The sequence below is a fragment of the Novosphingobium sp. SG720 genome, from assembly GCF_012275365.1.
Taxonomy (GTDB): Bacteria; Pseudomonadota; Alphaproteobacteria; order Sphingomonadales; family Sphingomonadaceae; genus Novosphingobium; species Novosphingobium rhizosphaerae.
In genome coordinates this window covers 161,905-179,148 of the sequence record NZ_JAAZQN010000005.1, presented here as the reverse complement: position 1 = coordinate 179,148, position 17,244 = coordinate 161,905, and the positions used below count along the sequence as shown (strand labels likewise).

Genomic DNA, 17,244 nt, shown 5'->3' with positions numbered 1-17,244 from the left:
GCGCCAGAAAAAGCGGCTCACTGCATTCCCCCCTGCCTTGCGGGGTAACCCGCGCCGGGGCGCAAGGAAAGTGAGCATTGTGCAATGTTGTGTGCAGGGGGCCACCCCGCGATGCGTCCCTTCATCCCTCGAAACGGCCCCCTGCCATGCGCATCGCATCAGAACGTGATGCGTGCGTCAACCATGAAAGAGCGCGGTGCCAGGAATTGGAACTGGTCATCCACGCCATAGGTCTTGCCGTTGGAGATCGACGTGATCGCGCGGCTGTTGAACACGTTGGAGACGGTCGCCCCGATGCGGAAGCGTTCGGCGATCATCTGGCTGATCGCGAATTCGCCCACGCTGTAGGGTGCCATGCGGTAGCTGCGCGGTCCGGTGGCGCCGACCGTGGCATCGGTGGCGTATTGCGGGCCGGTAAACTTCTGGTTGAACGACACCCGCGTGCCGTTACGGTTGTAGAACGCACCCACCGCAGCGGTGGAGAACGGCGCGTTGGCAATCTGCGCGCCGGTCGTCACCGAATGGGCATAGTTGTAGGATGCGTTGGCAAACAGCGTCAGCCCCGCAACGGGCATCAGGCTCACTTGCCCTTCCACGCCCTTGTAGCGGACCTGGCCAATGTTGACCAAGGCATTGGCCGGCGCCCCGGTCGACGTGTCGCTGGCGATCTTGTTGTTCACGTCGATGATATAGCCATCGACGTCCACCGACACATGGCTGCCGTGCCACACCGTGCCCACCTGATAGTTGGTGGAGGTCTGCGGTTGCAGCTTTGAAAGGTTCTGCTGCTGCACCGCCTGGTCGTTGGCCGTGCCGCTGCTGGTGTAGAAGCTGGACAGGTCGGGCACATACATGCCCTGGGCATATTGGCCGTAGAACGCCCAGTTGCTTGTCGCCTGCCAGTTGATCGTGGCAAACGGCAGCGTCTTGGTCCAGGTCGCCTCGGTGTCGATCGGGGTGCGGCTCTTCTGGTTGACCGGGCCACTGATCGCGCGGTTGAAATGCACGTATTTCACGCCCGGCGTAATCGCCAGCGCCTCGATCGGGTGGAACTCGAACTCGGCAAAGAGCTGGTACTGGTTCCACTTCGAATATTGCAGGTAGTTGACGTTGGCGAGCGCCACGCTGGGCAGAGTGGCCGTTGCGGTCACCGGCGCAAACTTTTCGTTGTAGGAAGGCAGCCCGGTGGTGCGGTCCAGATCGAGCCGGGCGCGATCGGTATCGGCATATTCATACCAGCCGCCCACGCGGATCTTGCCGAGCGAGAAATCGTAGTTGAGCTGGCCGATATAGCCCAGCACGCGATACTTGTTGAGCTTGTAGTAGCCCAGCACATCGGCCGGCGCGCTTACCGCCTTGTAGGGCGAAGCCGTCGTGCCCGCGCCGGTAAAGCCGGTCACCACCGTGCCGGTCGTGCCCGAAAGCGTGTTGTTGGTATAGCCATACATATAGGCGCGGTTGTCCATCGACAGGCCCGGCGCCAGCTTGCTCTGCAGGCGGATATACGAAAAGTCCGTGGTCTTGTCGGTGCGGTTGTACTTCCAGTAGTCCTGCTTGGTCGGATCGCTGCCCAGGCCATAGTTCAAGCCATAGGTTCCGATCTGCGAGGCGGCCGTGCAGTTGTCGGCCGTCAGCTGCGTGCCGGCAGCCAGCGCCGTGCCGCCGGTGCCGCAAGTCGCGCCCTTCTGCGAATCCGACTGGTAATAGAAGTTGCGGTTCCACGTGCTCAGCAGCGTCAGCGTATGCGCGCTGCCGATGGGGATCACCGCCTTGGCAAACAGGTTCTTGGAATTGACCGGCGAATTGGTCAGCGCCCCGTCGGAGCGCAGGAACTGCCCGGCCAGCACGAACTTGGCGCCGCCCAGCTTGTCGATCTTGCCGCTCTGGAATTCGGCGCGGCCGATGAAGGTGTTCCAGTTGCCCAGCAGCCCCTGGACCTGGCCGCCCATCTCGTCCTTGGCGGCGCGGGAATACATGTTGATGTTGCCGCCATAGGTTGCCTGGCCCAGCTGGCTGGCGTTGCCCGGCCCACGATCGACCACCACGGTTTCTATCGTGGTGGTGGGGAAGAACGCGGTGGAATGGTGCGTGGGGTTGTTGGTGTCGGCAAAGGGGATCGAGTCATAGGTGACGTTGTAATCGCCATCCTGGAAGCCGCGGATCGTGGCCTTGCTTTCGGTAAAGCCGGTGCCGTTGTTGTTGCCCGAAATCGAAACGCTGGGCGTGATCGCGATCAACTGGTTGAAATCGGACGCGGCGTTGGCGTTGTCGATGAATTCGCGGCTCACCGCGGCCTGGGGCTGCGTGGTGGTGAGCGAGGCGGCGATCGGGGCCACTTCGGCGGCGCGGCTGCCGATCACGAGGATGTCGGACGAGGTCAGCGACTGCGCGTCGTTGGCCTGGCCGGCCTGATTGGCGGTGGTCGATTGCGGATCGGCAGAGGCGCTGGCAGCCGCAGCATCGGCGGCATGGGCGGTCGTCGCCACCAGGCTGGACGCGGCGAGCAACGCGGCGCGGAAGGGGTGCTTGGTCATGATGTTTCCTCTTGGGACGCGGGGAAAGGATTTACGGCCGGGGCCATTCGGCGCGCGCGGCAGCGACCATGGCGGCCAGGCGCGGATCGGTAAGCAGGGCTTGGGCAGCGGCGGTGGCCATGCCGTGGCTGGCTTCCACGTCGCTGGCATAGTGGACGCCGCATATCTCGCGGCTCAGGCCATAATCCTGCGCGCGGGCCATCACCGCGGCGGCATGGACCGGGGTCAATTGCGCCAGGGTCCAGGCCGTGGCCCAGGCGAACGCAGCGTGCCCGCTGGGATAGGCTTTCAGCGCGTTTTCACCCTTGCCGCAGTGGGGCAAGGCAGGATCGACCATGAACGGCCGCGCGCGGCGGAAATGATGCTTGGCCTGCGCGACCACGCGTTCCACCTCATCCTGCACCAGCGTCAACAGCGCCATGGTGTGGGGCAGCTTGGCCAGGTCCTGGCCCAGCGCCTGGTCGAAGATCGCCGGTTCTTCGTGCTTGCCGTCCCAGTCGGCCTGTTCGCGCCGCGCCGGTGGCGTGGCGGCAATCAACGCGCGCAGGCGATCGAGATCGAGCCGCTCCTCCACCGAACCAGGTGCGGGCGGCGGGGCAAAGGCGTGGGTGGGCGCAAAGACCTGTGCCGAAAGCCAGCGCGGCGCCGGATCGGGCGCATCGGCTGCATAGGCGGCGGGCACGGCCAGGCAGGCAGCCGCCAGCGCGGCCGCGGACCGGAACATTCGCATCGTGTGAAACCCCATGGGCGCCGGGGCCATCCCCTTGCGCCTGCCGTCCCGCTAGGCAGCGGGCATGACAGTTGTGCGACAAGCCCGGGGGGCCCGCCGCGATTCCCCGCAACATTGCAAATTGAGAATGTTGGAACCGCCGTGGCCCTTTAACCGGGGAAGGTCATCCGCACTTCCAGCCCCGGCGCATTGTCGGCCAGCGCCAGAGTGCCGCCGTGAAAGCGCAGGATTGCCTGGGCGATCGACAGGCCAAGGCCGCTGCCGCGCCGCCCGGCGCTTTCCGCCCCCCGTTCGAACGGGCGCACCACGCGGCTGCGATCGGCCGCCCCCAGCCCCGGTCCGTCGTCGGCCAGGATCACCACGGCGCCAGTGTCCGCGCGCTCCACCCGCAGGGTGGCGGTGGTGCCCGGTGGCGTGTGCGTGGCCACGTTTTCCAGCAGGTTGACCAGCAACTGGTTGACCAGGCCGGCATCGGCCCGCACCACGGCATCGTCCAGGCGGGTAAGGCGCAAGGTGCCGCCATGATCGGCCAGCACGGGCTCCATCGTTTCGGCCACATCGGCCACCAGATGCCCCAAGTCCAGCGGCGCAACCGCCGTGGGATGGCGGCCGGACTCCAGTTCTGCCAGCCGCAGCAAGGCATCGAAAATCGCGATGACCGAGGCGCATTCGCGCTCGGCCCGCTCGATCAGGCCATCGCTTTGCGCCTCGTCACCGGGCCGGGCAGCGGCGAGCAGCCCGCGCAGCCGGGCCAGCGGCGTGCGCAAGTCGTGCGCCAGCGCGCTGGAAAACTGGCGCTGCGCATTGACCAGCTCCGCCATGCGATCGAGCATGCGGTTGAGGCTGGCCGCCTGCTCGGCAAACATGCCGTCCAGCCGGTCGGTGGCAATACGCCGGGAAAGATCGCCTCGGGCAATCGCGTCGGCGGCGGCCTGCGTCTCGGCCAGGCGCAATGCGGTCTGCCGGGCGAACAGCGTGGTCACCGCCAGCCCCGCCAAAAGCGCGCAGGCAAAGATTGCCAGCACCATCCAGGGCAGCATGGCTTGCAGGCTTTCGGCCGCTTCGCTGTGCTGAACCACGGCAAACAGCGCGCCGTCGGGCAGGCGCGTTGCGAGCGCCCGTCCCTTGTGCACCACATGCGCGCGGCTGACATAGCGGACTTGCGAAAAGCCTTGCGGCGGTGGCGGAATGCGCAGGCGCCCGGCCATCAACCGGCCATCGGGGGCGAACAGGATATAAGTGCGCTCGCTCAAGGCCTTTTGTCGTTGCCACGCCTCGATCCGCCCGGCCACGACGGCACTGCTGGCCACCTGGCCGTGCTCGGCCGCCAGATACTTGGCGCTGTGATATTCCAGCGCGTCGTCGATGCGGCGGGAAATGCGCTGTTGCGCCACCAGGAAGACCACCAGGCCCATTGCCAGCATGGCCAAGGCAAACAGCGTGCCGAACTGGATCGCCAGGCGCCCGATGCCCAGGCGCGCAATGCCCAGTCGCGCCATGGCAGAGGGGAAAAGGCGGCCCTTCACGTGCGCGGCTTCAGGCACACAGGCCGCTGCGCAGCACATAGCCATGGCCGCGCTGCGTTTCGATCGGGTCGATGTCCAGTTCCAGCAATCGCGTGCGCAGCCGGCTCATGTTGCTTTCCACGATGTTGGTCGTGGGGGCAAAGGCATAGCCCCAGACATGCTCCAGCAGCATGTCGCGCGTCACCACTTTGTCGGCGTGGCGCATCATGTGCGCCAGAAGCGAATAGAGCTTGCGATTGAGCAGCGCCTGCCGCCCATCGAACCCCGCGCAGTGGCGCGAGGGATCAAGCACCAGGCGCCCCACCGCCAGGCCCGCGCCTTCGGGTTGGACCGGGCGGCGGCGGGTGATGGCGTTGAGCCGGGCAAGCAGTTCTTCCATGGCAAAGGGCTTGGCCAGGTAATCGTCGCCGCCCGCTTCCAGCCCCTCGATCCGGTCGGCCAGCGAACCCAGCGCGCTCAACACCAGCACCGGGGGCCGCGCTTCGCCCGCCGCGCCCAGTGTGTTCAGCGCGCGCAACACCTCGAGCCCGCCCAGGTCGGGCAGCATGCGATCGAGCACCACCGCATCATAGCGTGCCCGCGCCATGCAATCGAGCGCCGCCTGCCCGGTGGCCGCATGGTCGGCCGATCGCCCGGCACCACGCAACCCGTCGAGCACATGGGCCGCAATCACCGGATCGTCTTCCACCACCAGGCAATGCATCGCCACACCCTCACGCAAAGCGCAGGGATTACGGCAGCAATGTTGCAACAGGGTGACGAACCACGGGCCCCGCCGGCTTTGGCACTGGCGCGTCTGCGCGCTTGCCAAGCGGCGCGCCTCGCGTCTAAAGTAGAGTATAAGTTCTAATTAGGAGAGGCTTTGATGGAATCCCGCCGTGCCGCGATCAAGATCGCGCTTGCCAGTGCCGCCGCGGCCTGTGGCACCCAGGGCACGCGGGCCATGGCGGCCCCTGGCGGCCGCAGCCAGGCTGCCGACGCCGCGATCCCTGGCGCGACCGGTGCCCCTGTCTGGCCGCGCGGAATCGAAGGCCAGCGCAAGGCGGATCTGGGTAACGGCTTCTATCTCAACCCGATTCTCTCGGGTGACTATCCCGATCCGTCGGTCCTCAAGGACGGCGACGACTACTACATGACGCATTCCTCGTTCGATGGGGCGCCTGGCCTGCTGATCTGGCATTCGCGCGACCTGGTGAACTGGCGCCCGCTGGGGCCGGCACTGGCCAAGCCACTGGGCACGGTCTTTGCGGTCGACATCGCCAAGCACGGCGATCGCTATTTTATCTATATCCCTTTCATGAAGGCGCCGTGGTCGCCGCCGTTGCGTGGCTTTGCCAATATCTACGTGATCCATGCGCCATCGATGGAGGGGCCGTGGAGCGAACCGATCGACCTGGGCGTGCAGGACCTGATCGATCCCGGCCACGTGGTGGGCGAAGATGGGCAACGCTACCTGTTCTTCAACGAAGGCAAGCGCGTGCGCCTGTCCGCCGATGGCCTGGCCACGGCCGGCCCGGTGGAAAAAGCCTATGAAGCCTGGCACTATCCCGATGACTGGATCACCGAGGCGTGGTCTCCCGAGGGACCCAAGCTGTTCCGCCGCGGGCCCTGGTTCTATCTGGTCAATGCGGTGGGCGGCACCAGCGGCCCGGCCACCGGCCATATGGTGGCTGTGGCGCGCGCGCGCTCGGTCAACGGTCCGTGGGAAAATTGCCCGCACAATCCGATCGTGCGCGCCCGTTCCGACGCAGACCTGTGGTGGTCGCGTGGGCATGCCACCTGCGTGGAAGGGCCGGGCGGGCAATGGTACATGGTCTATCATGCCTATGAAAACGGCTATCAGACGCTGGGCCGGCAGACGCTGCTCGAACCCATCGCGTGGACCGACGATGGCTGGTTCCGCGCCACCGGTGGCGATCTGTCGCGGCCCCTGCCCAAGCCTGCCGGCACGGCAGTGCCCCACGGCATGGCGCATTCCGACGATTTCCAGCATGAGGCGCTCGGCCGGCTGTGGACACTCTATGCCAGTGCGCCATCCGACAGCGCGCGGGTGCGGATTGCCGACAAGAGCCTGGCACTCCAGGCCAAGGGCAGCGGCCCGCACGATGGCACGGTGTTGACGCAGCAAGTGGGCGATCGCGCATTCGAAATCACCGTGGATGTGGAGCTGGTGGGCGAGGTGCAAGGCGGGTTGCTGCTGTTCTTCGATGACCGCCTCTTCCTGGGCATGGGCCTGGATGGCCAGCGCATGATCACCTATCGCGGCGGCAAGGCGGCCTATTGGCAGGAACCCGCCCCGCCTGCACGGCGCATGCAGTTGCGCATCACCAGCGCGGACCAGGTGGTGACGTTCCACTACAGCCTCGATGGCCGCACCTGGACGCGCCACGCGGTGCGCACATATGTGGCCGGCTATAATGCCAACACGATGGACAATCTGTTGAGCCTGCGCCCCGCGCTGTTCGCCGCCGGCAAGGGCCAGGCCGTGTTCCGCGCGTTCCGTTACCGCGCGCTCGATCCGGCTGCGCCGCCGGTCTGAGCCGCAAGCTCAGGTAATGCTGATGCCCTCGCCGGCAAAATAGGCGGCGACCGGGGCCAGCGCCGCTTCGTGCCGTTTCCACCGCGCCAGGGCATCGCGGTAGAGCGGCCGGCGGACCTGGGCCGCGCTGGGCGTGGACACCGGCGCGGCATTGCGATGGAAATCGAGGCAGGCGGCATCCCATTCCAGGCCACAGTGTTCCAGCATGCGGCGCGTGACGCCTTCCTGGTCGGCCACCAGGTCTTCATATTGCACGTCGAGAATCCGGCCCGGCAGCGCCTGGTGCCAGAATGCCATCAGGCGGTCGAAGCGCACGTAATACCGCGCGATGTCCATCAGGTCATAGCTGTAGTCGTAATAGCGCGAGGTGATCGCGAAGAGGTTGCGAAAGTTGCTCAGCACCGTGTCCATCGGATGGCGGCGCAGGCATATGATGCGCGCGTTGGGAAAGCAGCGGGCCACTATCCCGGAATAATGAAAATTTCCGGGAAATTTATCGACAAAGCGCAGATTGGGATTGCGGCGGTGGTGGTGCGCGCGCGCAAGGTAATCATGGCCCACGGTGCCCAGATCGGCCTGCGCCAGGGCCGCGATGGTTTCGGGATCGAGCACGGTGCGCGTGCGCGTGCCTGCCGCGTGCTTTACCGCCAGCGGCATGGCCTGCAGTTCGCCCGCGCTTTCCACTTGCGCGTGTGAAGACGCGATGCGGTCGACCAGCGTGGTGCCGGTGCGCGGCATGCCGATCACAAAGATCGGCGCCTCTGCGGGCGGCGCGGAAACGCGCGCACGCGCCAGCGCCGGCCACGTGGCCACGATCGCATCGAAATTGGCCGCGTCCGTCTCGAAACGATAGGGCAGCCGGGCGCGATGCTCGGCATTGGCTGCTGCCAGCGCGGCAAACGCGGCTTGGTCTTCGCCCAGATCGTCCAGTTCCTTGGCCAGGGCATAGCCCAGCAGCAAGCGATCCTGCGGGTCTTGTGCGGCCGTCAAGCGCGCGCGCAGGCGTGGCACATGGTTGGCGCCCGCGCTGTGCCGCTTGAGGCCGGCAAGCAGATGGTGCGCGCGGCCGTGGCCCGGGGCCAGCGCCAGCAACGCTTCGAGCGCGGCCTCTGCCGCATCGACCGCGCCCACGAAATTGAGCGCGGCGGCGTGGTTGTAACGGTATTCGAGATTGTCCGGCTCGCCCGCCACGGCATGCGCAAAGTGGGGCAGCGAAGCGGCGTGATCACCCAGGCGCGCATAGACGCAGCCCATGGTATCGCGGCTCAGCGCATCATCGGGCAGCGCTCCTTCGGCATCGGCCAGCACTTGCGCTGCCGCGCTGTCCTGGCGCGTCATGATCAGCAACCGCGCCAGTTGCGCGCGGTACTCGCCTTGCGGATCGCGCGCGACGGCCGCCATGATCTGCGCGATGCCATGGCGCACCTGGCCCATGCCGGCCAGCGCCAGGCCCAGCAGGAATTGCGCCTCGGCGTGATCGGGCGCCACGGCCAGAACGGCCTGCGCGGTGCGGGCCGTGGCGGGCAGATCGCCACGCGCAAGGGCTTGGCGTGCCGCAGCGATCCCAGGGTCGGTCAAAGTCATTCCGCGCTGTGCCATGTTCGGCACGGCCGTGGCAAGCAAAGCGCCCCGGTTCAGCCCCGCACCTCTTCGCGGCGCTCGCGGCGCGCCTTGATCGCGTCGATCACCGGCACGAAGGGAAACAGGAACTGCTCCTTGATCGACAGCCGGCGGCGCTCGTCCTGCCCCACCAGCACGCCCTCGCCCTCGCGATAGGTGCCCAGCACGCGGTCGATCAGGATCATCGAGTTGGCATAGTTGCAGCGGGTTTCTTCATAGCCGACCGAGTGGTGCAGGCTGTGATGGCGGATCGTGGTAAAGAAGAACGAATAGAACGGCGGCGGATCGGCACGCACGTTGGCATGGGCAAAGCCGGCCACCACGTTGCCCACGCTGGCTGCGCACAGGATCGCCACCGGGCTGAAATCGAGCAGCGCGATCACGCCCAGGCTGATCAGGAACAGCTCCAGCGGATTGCCGACATAGCCCTTGAGCGCGTTGAGTTGGGTGATGTGGTGATGCGGCGCATGGGTGAGCCACAGCGGATGCCAGTTGTGCATCGCGCGGTGCATCCAGTACTGGCCGAATTCGAACAGGAAGAAGATCAGCGCCACTTGCGCCAGGAACGGCATTTCCCCAAGCCACGGCGTGGCCAGGCCGACGCTGGCCTTGGCCGCCTTGAGCGGGGAATCGGCAAAGTATTCGGTGGCCCAGGAAATCACCGTGGAACTGAGCACGACATAGAACGAATCCGTCCAGAACTCGCGCCAGTTCATGCGCCAGCCCTCGTGACGCTCGAACAGCCATTCGAGCAGCAGCAGCCAGGCTGAAATGGCCGTGGCCATGATCGTGAGGGTCCAGGGATAATCGACCACGCTTTTGGGCGCAAAGGCCCAGAACAGCACCACCGCCACAAGCGTGGCGGGCGGGATCAACCCGGTCAGCCGCTGTTTCATGTCTGTCCCATCCATTCCAGTTGCTTGCTCAATCTGGGATCGCGGAGAAAATCGCAGGTGCACATCGCGTGGTGGCCCGGCCCCTTGCGCACCGTCGCGCAACGGGGCCGGGCCCGATCACGGCATCACTTGTAGTGGAACGTCATTTCAAGCCCGACGCGGCGCGGCGTCAAGACACCATAGGCGTAATAGCGCTCCACCACACCGGTCCGCGTGCGATTGTAGGAACTGCGGTCGTTCTCGACCGCCGTGACGGCATACTTGTCGAAGATATTGTCGGCGTAGACGCCAATGTCGAACATATCGCTGTGATAGGTAACCGAGGCGCGGTGCGTGGTATAGGCCGGGATGACCTCGCCATTGCCGCGCAGGCCGACGCGGGAATATATGTTGCCGGTATAGGTCGTGGCCCAGCTTGCCTCGATATCCTTCCCATCACCGATCGGATAAGTATAGGTCGCGCCCAGACTGCCGGCATGCTTGGTGGAGCCGGGCAGGCGATCGCCGGCATAGGCATCGTAATTGACGCCGCTGCTGACCACGATCCCCGGCGCGTCGGCCGTCAGGTGCGCATCGTTGTAGGAATAGGTGCCATCGATCGTCAGGCGCGGCGTGATCTTGAGGTGGCTGGAAAAGTCGATGCCCTTGGAAACGGCAGTGCTGCCGTTCACGGTAATGCCCACCGCGCCGTTCACCGTCTGGCTGGGCACCTGCACGCCCGACCAGGTGACGATGAAGCCGCTGAGCGTGAATTGCAGCTTCTTGTCGAAAAGCGCGCCGCGCAGGCCCAGTTCGCGGTTGCGCGTCTTGTCCGGGCCGAACGACAGCTCGTTGGGCAGCGCGCAGACATTCTGCACATCCGGGTCAAGCGGCAGCACGCAAGGCGCCACGCGGTTCACGTTGCCGGTGCGATAGCCGGTGCTGTAGGTGAAATAGGCCATGAGATCGGGGCTGAACTTGTACGAGGTGTTGGCTTTCCACACGAAGCCATCGTCACCCGTCGCGCCCGACTTGATGCGCTGCGGGGCAAAGACCACCAGCGGATAAGGCGTGTAGCTGCTGAACAGCGGCGTATCGGTGCCGCCTTCGGCAAAGGCGTCATACTTGAAATAACGCAGACCGCCGGTGACCTGCCAATCCTTGGTGATGTGGAACGTGCCTTCGCCATAGACCGCCTTTTCCTTGGTGCGGGTGTTGACGAACGACATGTATTCCAGATTGTCAGGGCGATAGATGCCGGCAAACTCGGGATAGCCGGGCACATATTCGCGATACTGCGACCCATAGCGCTGGTTGTTGTAGAACCCGCCGATCACCCAGCTGAACGGGCCGCCGTGGGTCGAAACCAGGCGCACTTCCTCGTTGAACTGGCGATACTTGGCCGTGGAGCGGTTGTACGACGAGAAGTTGGGGAAGGCTTCATAGCCATAGTCGAGGTCCAGCAGCAGGTCGGTATTGTCGCGCTGGGTAATGATCGTCTGGTTGGTGAACGCGGTCGTCGCCACCAGCTGGGCCACGTCGAACAGGTTCACGTTGAATTCGGCCGAATAGAGATCCGACTTGCGGCTGGTCGGTTCGAGATAGCGCCACGGCGCTTCGTAATTGCCGGTGCCCAGCACGCCCGCGCCGTTGGCCTGGCGGCCGCCGGTCTTGGTGATCTGGTGGGCATACGTCAGGTAGAGCTTGAAGTCCGGGCTCGCCTGCAGCAGCAACTGGTTGCGCGTGGTGAAGGTGTGTTCGTAGTTCACATCCTTCTTGGAATAGAAGTTGGCTGCCCGCTGCGAGGCGCTGCCGAATGACGCATCCGATGCATCGGTGCCGCGCACCGGCTGCGGGTTGGAAACGCCCGGTTCGCGCAGCAGGTAGTTATAATCGATGAAACCGGGATTGTCGTAATAGCCCACCGTGCTGCGCAGCGCGATGTGGTCCTTCACGATCGGGATGTTGACGGTGCCATCGGCATTCACGCCAGCCTGGCTGCTGTGGCTTTCGCCAAACCAGCGGCCATGCAGGTCTACCGTGTAGTGGTCCGTATCCGGGCGCTTGGGCATGTAGCGCACTGCGCCGGCCAGCGTGCCCAGGCCATAAAGCGTGCCCTGTGGCCCCTGCAACACTTCGACGTGATCGATGTCGAGCAGCTTGAGATCGAGGTAGAGCGGCACTTCGCCCAGGTAGACGCCCACCGCGCTGTTGGCATTGGCGCCTTCGACGCTGGAATCGCCCGAATTGATGCCGCGCAGCACGATCTTGCCGGAAGAGCCAGGGCCGGTGTCCGACACCGTCATGCCGGGGGTGAAGGCCGAAAGCGACTTGATGTCGTCGATGCGCTGGCGGGCGAGTTCCTGGGGGCTGACCGCGCTGATGTTGATCGGCGCATCCTGCAGCGTGGTGGCGCGCCGCGTGGCCGTCACCACGATGTAGTTGGCGTCAGGCCCGCTGTTGGCATCCGCGCCAGCATCGGCCCCGGCATCACCAGCCGGCGCCGCCTGGGCGTGGGCCATGGCCGGCATCGCAGCACAACCGAGCAGCATCGTGGCGCCCAGCAGGTTCGTTCGGAAAGATCGCTTGGTCACTTCAGCCCCTCGTTTTGTTATCAGAAAGCCTGTGCTCCGTGACATCCCCTCCCAAGGGATCAGCCCGTTTGCCGGGCACGCACCGGCCGATTGCCGGCCTGGCACCTTGCATCGCGTCGTTGACAAGAGGGGTCGGGCTGCGGACCTTGCCGGATGCGGCGTGCCCCTGCGCCAAAGGCGCAAGGCCGCCTCGCCGCGAGGCGTGTGGAAATCCGCAGACTGTCCCATTGCCAAGCCGCGACTGGCTTGGCCAAAGGTGACCCACTCGTTGTGTTTTTATTGTGTCGCCCTGAACTATCGACACCCAACACGGTACCGATATTACATATTCGGTCAAGCGTAATAATTTTCGTGTCGTTCAGTATGATTCACCCACAGGAAACATACCGGAAAGTGCCGATTTTCTCGCACTTGCGGCACGCGCCTGGCGGGCCAGACCGGCTTCTGACCAAGTGGTCATCGCATTGCCGCTGCATATTCGCGCTTGATTCGCGAATCGCGCATGCGCAAAGTGTGATCTCGGCGGGGCGCAGATCGGCGCCAGTCTCGCGAAATGCCTTTGATAACGGCGCTTGCCGCCAGAGCCCAGCTCCTCCCTGCGCGATGCCAGTGCCCGCAGGCGGCGATGTCACGTCGATCGGCCGTTATTACAAAAATGAAGATGTGTAATATTTGCCATGGACAAGGGTGCGCTTTGCAGCGATGGTGCAGTGCGAAAGGGGCGCGAATCATGATGAAGATGATTGGCACGGCGGGTAAGATCGCACTTCTGGCAAGCACGCTGATGATGGCGTCATGCTCTTCGGCACCCGATGCCGGGGCGGCCAAGAAAACCGAATTCAACATCGGCTGGTCTATCTATGCCGGCTGGATGCCCTGGCCCTATGCCCAACAGGCGGGCATTGTAAAGAAATGGGCTGACAAGTACGGCATCAAGATCAATATCGTCCAAGTAAACGACTATGTCGAGTCGGTGAACCAGTACACCGCCGGCAAGTTCGATGGCGTGACGGTCACCAACATGGATGCGCTGACCATTCCTGCCGCCGGGGGCAAGGATACCAGCGCGATCATCGTGGGTGACTATTCCAACGGCAACGACGGCGTCCTGCTCAAGGGTGCCAATTCGGTTGCCGCGCTCAAGGGCAAGCAAATCTACCTGGTCGAGCTCTCGGTGTCGCACTACCTGCTCGCTCGTGCCCTCGGTTCCGCCGGCCTTTCGCTCACCGATGTCAAGACAGTCAATACGTCGGACGCGGATATCGTGAGTGCCTTCTCGAGCCCCGACGCCCAGGCGGCGGTGGCCTGGAACCCGCAGCTTTCGGTCATGCGTGGTCAGGCCGGTGCCAATCAGGTTTTCTCCTCGGCGCAGATTCCGGGCGAAATCCTCGATCTCCTGGCGGTCGATACCAACACGCTCAAGGCCAATCCCGCGCTGGGCAAGGCACTGGCGGGCATCTGGTATGAAACCATGGCGCTGATGAAGCGCCAGGACGAACAGGGCCGCCAGGCGCGCGCCGCGATGGCCAAGCTTTCGGGCGCCAGCCCCGAAACCTTTGACAAGCAGCTGACCACCACGTTCCTCTATGATCAGCCTGCCGCCGCCGTGGCCGCGGCGGACAGTCCCGCGCTGATCACCACGATGACGCGGGTGCGCGATTTCAGCTTTTCCAAGGGCCTGTTCAAGGGCGCCAGTTCGGCCGATGCGGTCGGGATGGCGTTCCCCGGTGGCAAGACGCTGGGCGATCCGGCGCACGTGACGCTGCGTTTCGATGACAGCTTCATGAAATTGGCCGCCGCCGGCAAGCTTTGACATCGGGCGGCGCCTGCGCGCGCCGCCTCATCCTCTGGCCGCGTCGATCGGCCGTTGCAACAGGGATGCACACCATGCGGTGGGTCAACCGAAACATGCGCCGCAACGACAGGATGATCGCCGGCGCCCTGCCGATCCTGGCCTTGCTGGTGGTCTATCTCGTCCTGGCGGCGCAGCGTCACGCGCTCAACCCGTCGGACAAGATCCTGCCCTTGCCCGATGCCATGGCGCGCGGTCTTTCGGCCCTGCTGTTCCAGGCCGATCCGCTGTCGGGCCACTTCCTCTTCTGGACCGACACACTGGCCAGCCTGGAACGCCTCGGCCTTGGCCTGGGCCTTGCCACGCTGGGCGCGCTGGTGGCCGGCCTGGTGCTGGGCGTGCTGCCGCCGGTGCGCGCCACGCTCGGGCCGCTGGTCACCGCCATCGCCGTCATCCCGCCGATCGCGCTGCTGCCCATCCTGTTCATCGCGCTGGGCCTGGGTGAAACGGCCAAGGTGGCGCTGATCGTGGTGGGGATCGCCCCGGCCATGATCCGCGACATCACCGACCACATCGCCAGCCTGCCACGCGAACAGATCATCAAGGCGCAGACGCTGGGGGCCAGCAGCTGGCAGATCATGATCCGCGTTGCCCTGCCCCAGGCCATGCCGCGCCTGATCCAGGCGGTGCGCCTGGCGCTTGGGCCTGCATGGGTCTTCCTGATCTCGGCCGAAGCGATCGCGTCGGACACCGGGCTTGGCTATCGCATCTTCCTGGTGCGGCGCTATCTCTCGATGGACGTGATCATTCCCTATGTGGCGTGGATTGCGCTGTTGGCCATCGCCATGGACTTTGCCCTGTCCCAGGCAAGCCGCCGCGCCTTCCCCTGGGCCTATGGAGCAAGCCATTGACCACGCTCCTTTCGCTTCGCAATGTCTGGGTTGAATTCGGGGACAAGATCGTCCTGGAAAAGATCAACCTCGATGTTGCCGCCGGCAGCTTCGTTTCGATCGTCGGTCCCTCGGGCGCGGGCAAGAGCAGCCTGCTCCGCCTCGTGCTGGGCCAGGAAGTGCCCACGCGCGGCACGATCAGCCTGGATGGCACGGTCCTGCCGCCCGAATGCGGCCCCGATCGCGGCGTGGTGTTCCAACGCTATTCGGTGTTCCCGCACCTCACCGCGTTGCAAAACACCATGTTCGGCCTGGAATGTGCGCAATCGCCGCTGCTGGCCCGCCTGTTCGGCGCCGCCCGCCGCGCCGCGCAGGAAGAAGCCACCGCAATGCTCGAAGCCGTGGGGCTGGGCGATGCGCTGCATCTCTATCCCGCGCAGCTTTCGGGCGGCATGCAGCAGCGCCTGGCGATCGCCCAGGCCCTGCTCAAGCGGCCGCGCATCCTCTTGCTGGATGAACCGTTCGGCGCGCTCGATCCGGGCATCCGGGCCGACATGCACTTGCTGATCCGCCGCTTGTGGCGCGAACATGCGCTGACCGTGATCATGGTCACGCACGACATCCGCGAGGCGTTTTCGCTGGGCACGCGGGTGCTCGCGCTCGACAAGCGCCGCCATGATCCCCACGCGCCGCATCGCTATGGCGCCACCGTGGTCTATGACCTGCCGTTGCGCCCGCGCGAAGACGACGAGGCCGCACCTGCCCAGGCCGAAGCAGAACAGGCACCGCCGCAAAGGCTTGCCGTATGACAAGAGAGAACCGCCCATGAGCAGCGAGACCGCCACGCTCGCCCGGTTGAGCATGAGCTTGCCGGCAGACTTGTTCCGCAAGCTCGACATGATGGTGGAAGAACGCCAGTTGCCCTCGCGCTCGCAACTGATTGCCGAACTGATCCGCCATGCCCTGGCCGAGCACGAAGCCCTGACCCGCCCCGACGAGATGCTGGCCGGCACGGTCACCCTGGTCTATCGCGGCGACCGCGGCCGCGTGCGCCACCAACTGGCGCAGACCCAGGCCGATTACCTTAAGGAAGTGATTTCGGCCCAGCACGTCTTCCTGGAAGACGACCAGAGCCTGGAAGTCCTGCTGGTGCAGGGCCCGGCCGTGCGGCTCAAGGAACTGTCCGATGCGCTACGCCGAGTGCGCGGCGTCCAGCAACTCGAACTTGTCACCACCACTGCCCTGCTGCCGCCGATCTATGTCCAGGACGACGGCAAGGACGCATCCGATGGAGCGGCCGCATGACCGATACGCTCATTACATCCCCCCTCGCCAACCCGCTGGCCGCGCGCGATCATGCCCGCAGCATGGGCGGCACCGTGGTGGAAACCATGCCCGTGCTGCCGCCCAAGGCGGATGACCTGCCCGAGGGCGTCGGCCCGGCCGACCTGCTGTGGGAAGAAACCATTGCCGCGGGCGGCTATGCCACGCGGGTTCTGGCGCGCGGCACGCGGCTGCGCCTGATCGACACGCGCGGCGATGCCTGTGCCGGGCTGCAAGTGTTCAACGCCACCATGCCCACCGAACGGCTCAACGTGGCCGATACGGTGAAAGTGCAGTGGAATGCCTATCTCGGCGCGGGCAAGCTGCTGCTGTCCGATATGGGCCGCGTGCTGCTGTCGATCGTGGAAGATGGCGCGGGCACGCACGATTGCTTTGCCGGCACGTCCAACGCGGCCACCAATGCCGCCAAATATGGCGAAGGGCGCAACAGTGGCGCCTGCCCCAACGGGCGTGACCGCTTCATTCTGGGCGCGGCCAAGCACGGCCTGACGCGGCGCGACGTGCACCCGTGCATCAACCTGTTCAAGGGCACGCGGATCGAGGAAGACGGCACGATCACCCCGCTGGTCGGCCCCTTTGCACCGGGGCGCGAGATCTTGCTGCGCGCGGAAATGGACGTGATCGTGGTGATCGCCAACGTGCCCCACGTGCTCGATCCGCGCGGCGAATATACCGTCACCCCGCTGCGCGCCACGGCCTGGCGCGGCCCGGTGACGCTGGGCAACGATCCCATCCGCAATGCGACGCCCGAAGGCCTGCGCGCCTTCCTCAATGTCGAAGACTATTTCCGCCGCTGAGCA

The 17,244-nt window shown here is 65.2% G+C and carries 13 protein-coding genes; 6 read left to right on the top strand and 7 right to left on the bottom strand.

Annotated elements, in window-relative coordinates:
- Positions 1-158: 158 nt before the first annotated feature.
- The 4 genes from FHW94_RS17620 to FHW94_RS17605 form a co-directional block, all read right to left on the bottom strand.
- Positions 159-2,534 carry a TonB-dependent receptor gene (locus FHW94_RS17620; RefSeq protein ID WP_168557134.1) on the bottom strand — a complete coding sequence of 792 codons (2,376 nt, stop codon included), beginning with the start codon at positions 2,532-2,534 and terminating at the stop codon, positions 159-161.
- A gap of 31 nt (positions 2,535-2,565) precedes the next feature.
- Positions 2,566-3,258 carry a phosphatase PAP2 family protein gene (locus tag FHW94_RS17615; RefSeq protein ID WP_246866230.1) on the bottom strand — a complete coding sequence of 231 codons (693 nt, stop codon included), beginning with the start codon at positions 3,256-3,258 and terminating at the stop codon, positions 2,566-2,568.
- Positions 3,259-3,413: 155 nt separating this feature from the next.
- Positions 3,414-4,790, bottom strand: a complete 1,377-nt coding sequence (locus FHW94_RS17610; RefSeq protein WP_349237545.1) for a HAMP domain-containing sensor histidine kinase — start codon at positions 4,788-4,790, stop codon at positions 3,414-3,416.
- A 10-nt stretch (positions 4,791-4,800) separates the two neighbouring features.
- Complete coding sequence (locus FHW94_RS17605) at positions 4,801-5,493, bottom strand: response regulator transcription factor (RefSeq protein ID WP_168557132.1); 693 nt, start codon at positions 5,491-5,493, stop codon at positions 4,801-4,803.
- A gap of 162 nt (positions 5,494-5,655) precedes the next feature.
- On the opposite strand from FHW94_RS17605, the gene FHW94_RS17600 reads away from it, so the two are divergent.
- The gene (locus tag FHW94_RS17600; RefSeq protein WP_168557131.1) at positions 5,656-7,329 is read left to right on the top strand and encodes a family 43 glycosylhydrolase; all 1,674 of its coding nucleotides are present in this window, start codon (positions 5,656-5,658) and stop codon (positions 7,327-7,329) included.
- A gap of 9 nt (positions 7,330-7,338) precedes the next feature.
- On the opposite strand, the gene FHW94_RS17595 is transcribed toward FHW94_RS17600, so the two are convergent.
- The 3 genes from FHW94_RS17595 to FHW94_RS17585 form a co-directional block, all read right to left on the bottom strand.
- Positions 7,339-8,913: a sulfotransferase gene (locus tag FHW94_RS17595; protein ID WP_168557130.1), complete on the bottom strand. Its 1,575-nt coding sequence runs from the start codon at positions 8,911-8,913 to the stop codon at positions 7,339-7,341.
- 50 nt (positions 8,914-8,963) lie between these two features.
- Positions 8,964-9,845, bottom strand: coding sequence for a sterol desaturase family protein (locus FHW94_RS17590; protein WP_168557129.1), 882 nt, complete (start codon positions 9,843-9,845; stop codon positions 8,964-8,966).
- A gap of 125 nt (positions 9,846-9,970) precedes the next feature.
- On the bottom strand, positions 9,971-12,418 hold the full coding sequence (locus FHW94_RS17585; RefSeq protein ID WP_349237544.1) for a TonB-dependent receptor: 2,448 nt from the start codon (positions 12,416-12,418) through the stop codon (positions 9,971-9,973).
- Between the two features lie 730 nt (positions 12,419-13,148).
- Here FHW94_RS17585 and FHW94_RS17580 point away from each other — a divergent pair.
- The 5 genes from FHW94_RS17580 to FHW94_RS17560 all read left to right on the top strand — a co-directional run bounded on the left by FHW94_RS17580 (position 13,149) and on the right by FHW94_RS17560 (position 17,241).
- The gene (locus FHW94_RS17580) at positions 13,149-14,231 is read left to right on the top strand and encodes a putative urea ABC transporter substrate-binding protein (RefSeq protein ID WP_168557128.1); all 1,083 of its coding nucleotides are present in this window, start codon (positions 13,149-13,151) and stop codon (positions 14,229-14,231) included.
- Positions 14,232-14,305: 74 nt separating this feature from the next.
- A complete protein-coding gene (locus FHW94_RS17575) occupies positions 14,306-15,121 on the top strand; it encodes an ABC transporter permease subunit (RefSeq protein WP_168557127.1) in 816 nt (271 codons plus the stop codon).
- Positions 15,118-15,909: an ATP-binding cassette domain-containing protein gene (locus FHW94_RS17570; RefSeq protein WP_168557126.1), complete on the top strand. Its 792-nt coding sequence runs from the start codon at positions 15,118-15,120 to the stop codon at positions 15,907-15,909. The genes FHW94_RS17575 and FHW94_RS17570 overlap by 4 nt, the downstream gene beginning before the upstream one ends.
- A gap of 16 nt (positions 15,910-15,925) precedes the next feature.
- The gene (locus FHW94_RS17565; protein ID WP_168557125.1) at positions 15,926-16,405 is read left to right on the top strand and encodes a CopG family ribbon-helix-helix protein; all 480 of its coding nucleotides are present in this window, start codon (positions 15,926-15,928) and stop codon (positions 16,403-16,405) included.
- Positions 16,402-17,241: an urea amidolyase associated protein UAAP1 gene (locus FHW94_RS17560; protein ID WP_210425734.1), complete on the top strand. Its 840-nt coding sequence runs from the start codon at positions 16,402-16,404 to the stop codon at positions 17,239-17,241. Before FHW94_RS17565 ends, FHW94_RS17560 begins: the two co-directional genes overlap by 4 nt.
- Positions 17,242-17,244 lie beyond the last annotated feature (3 nt).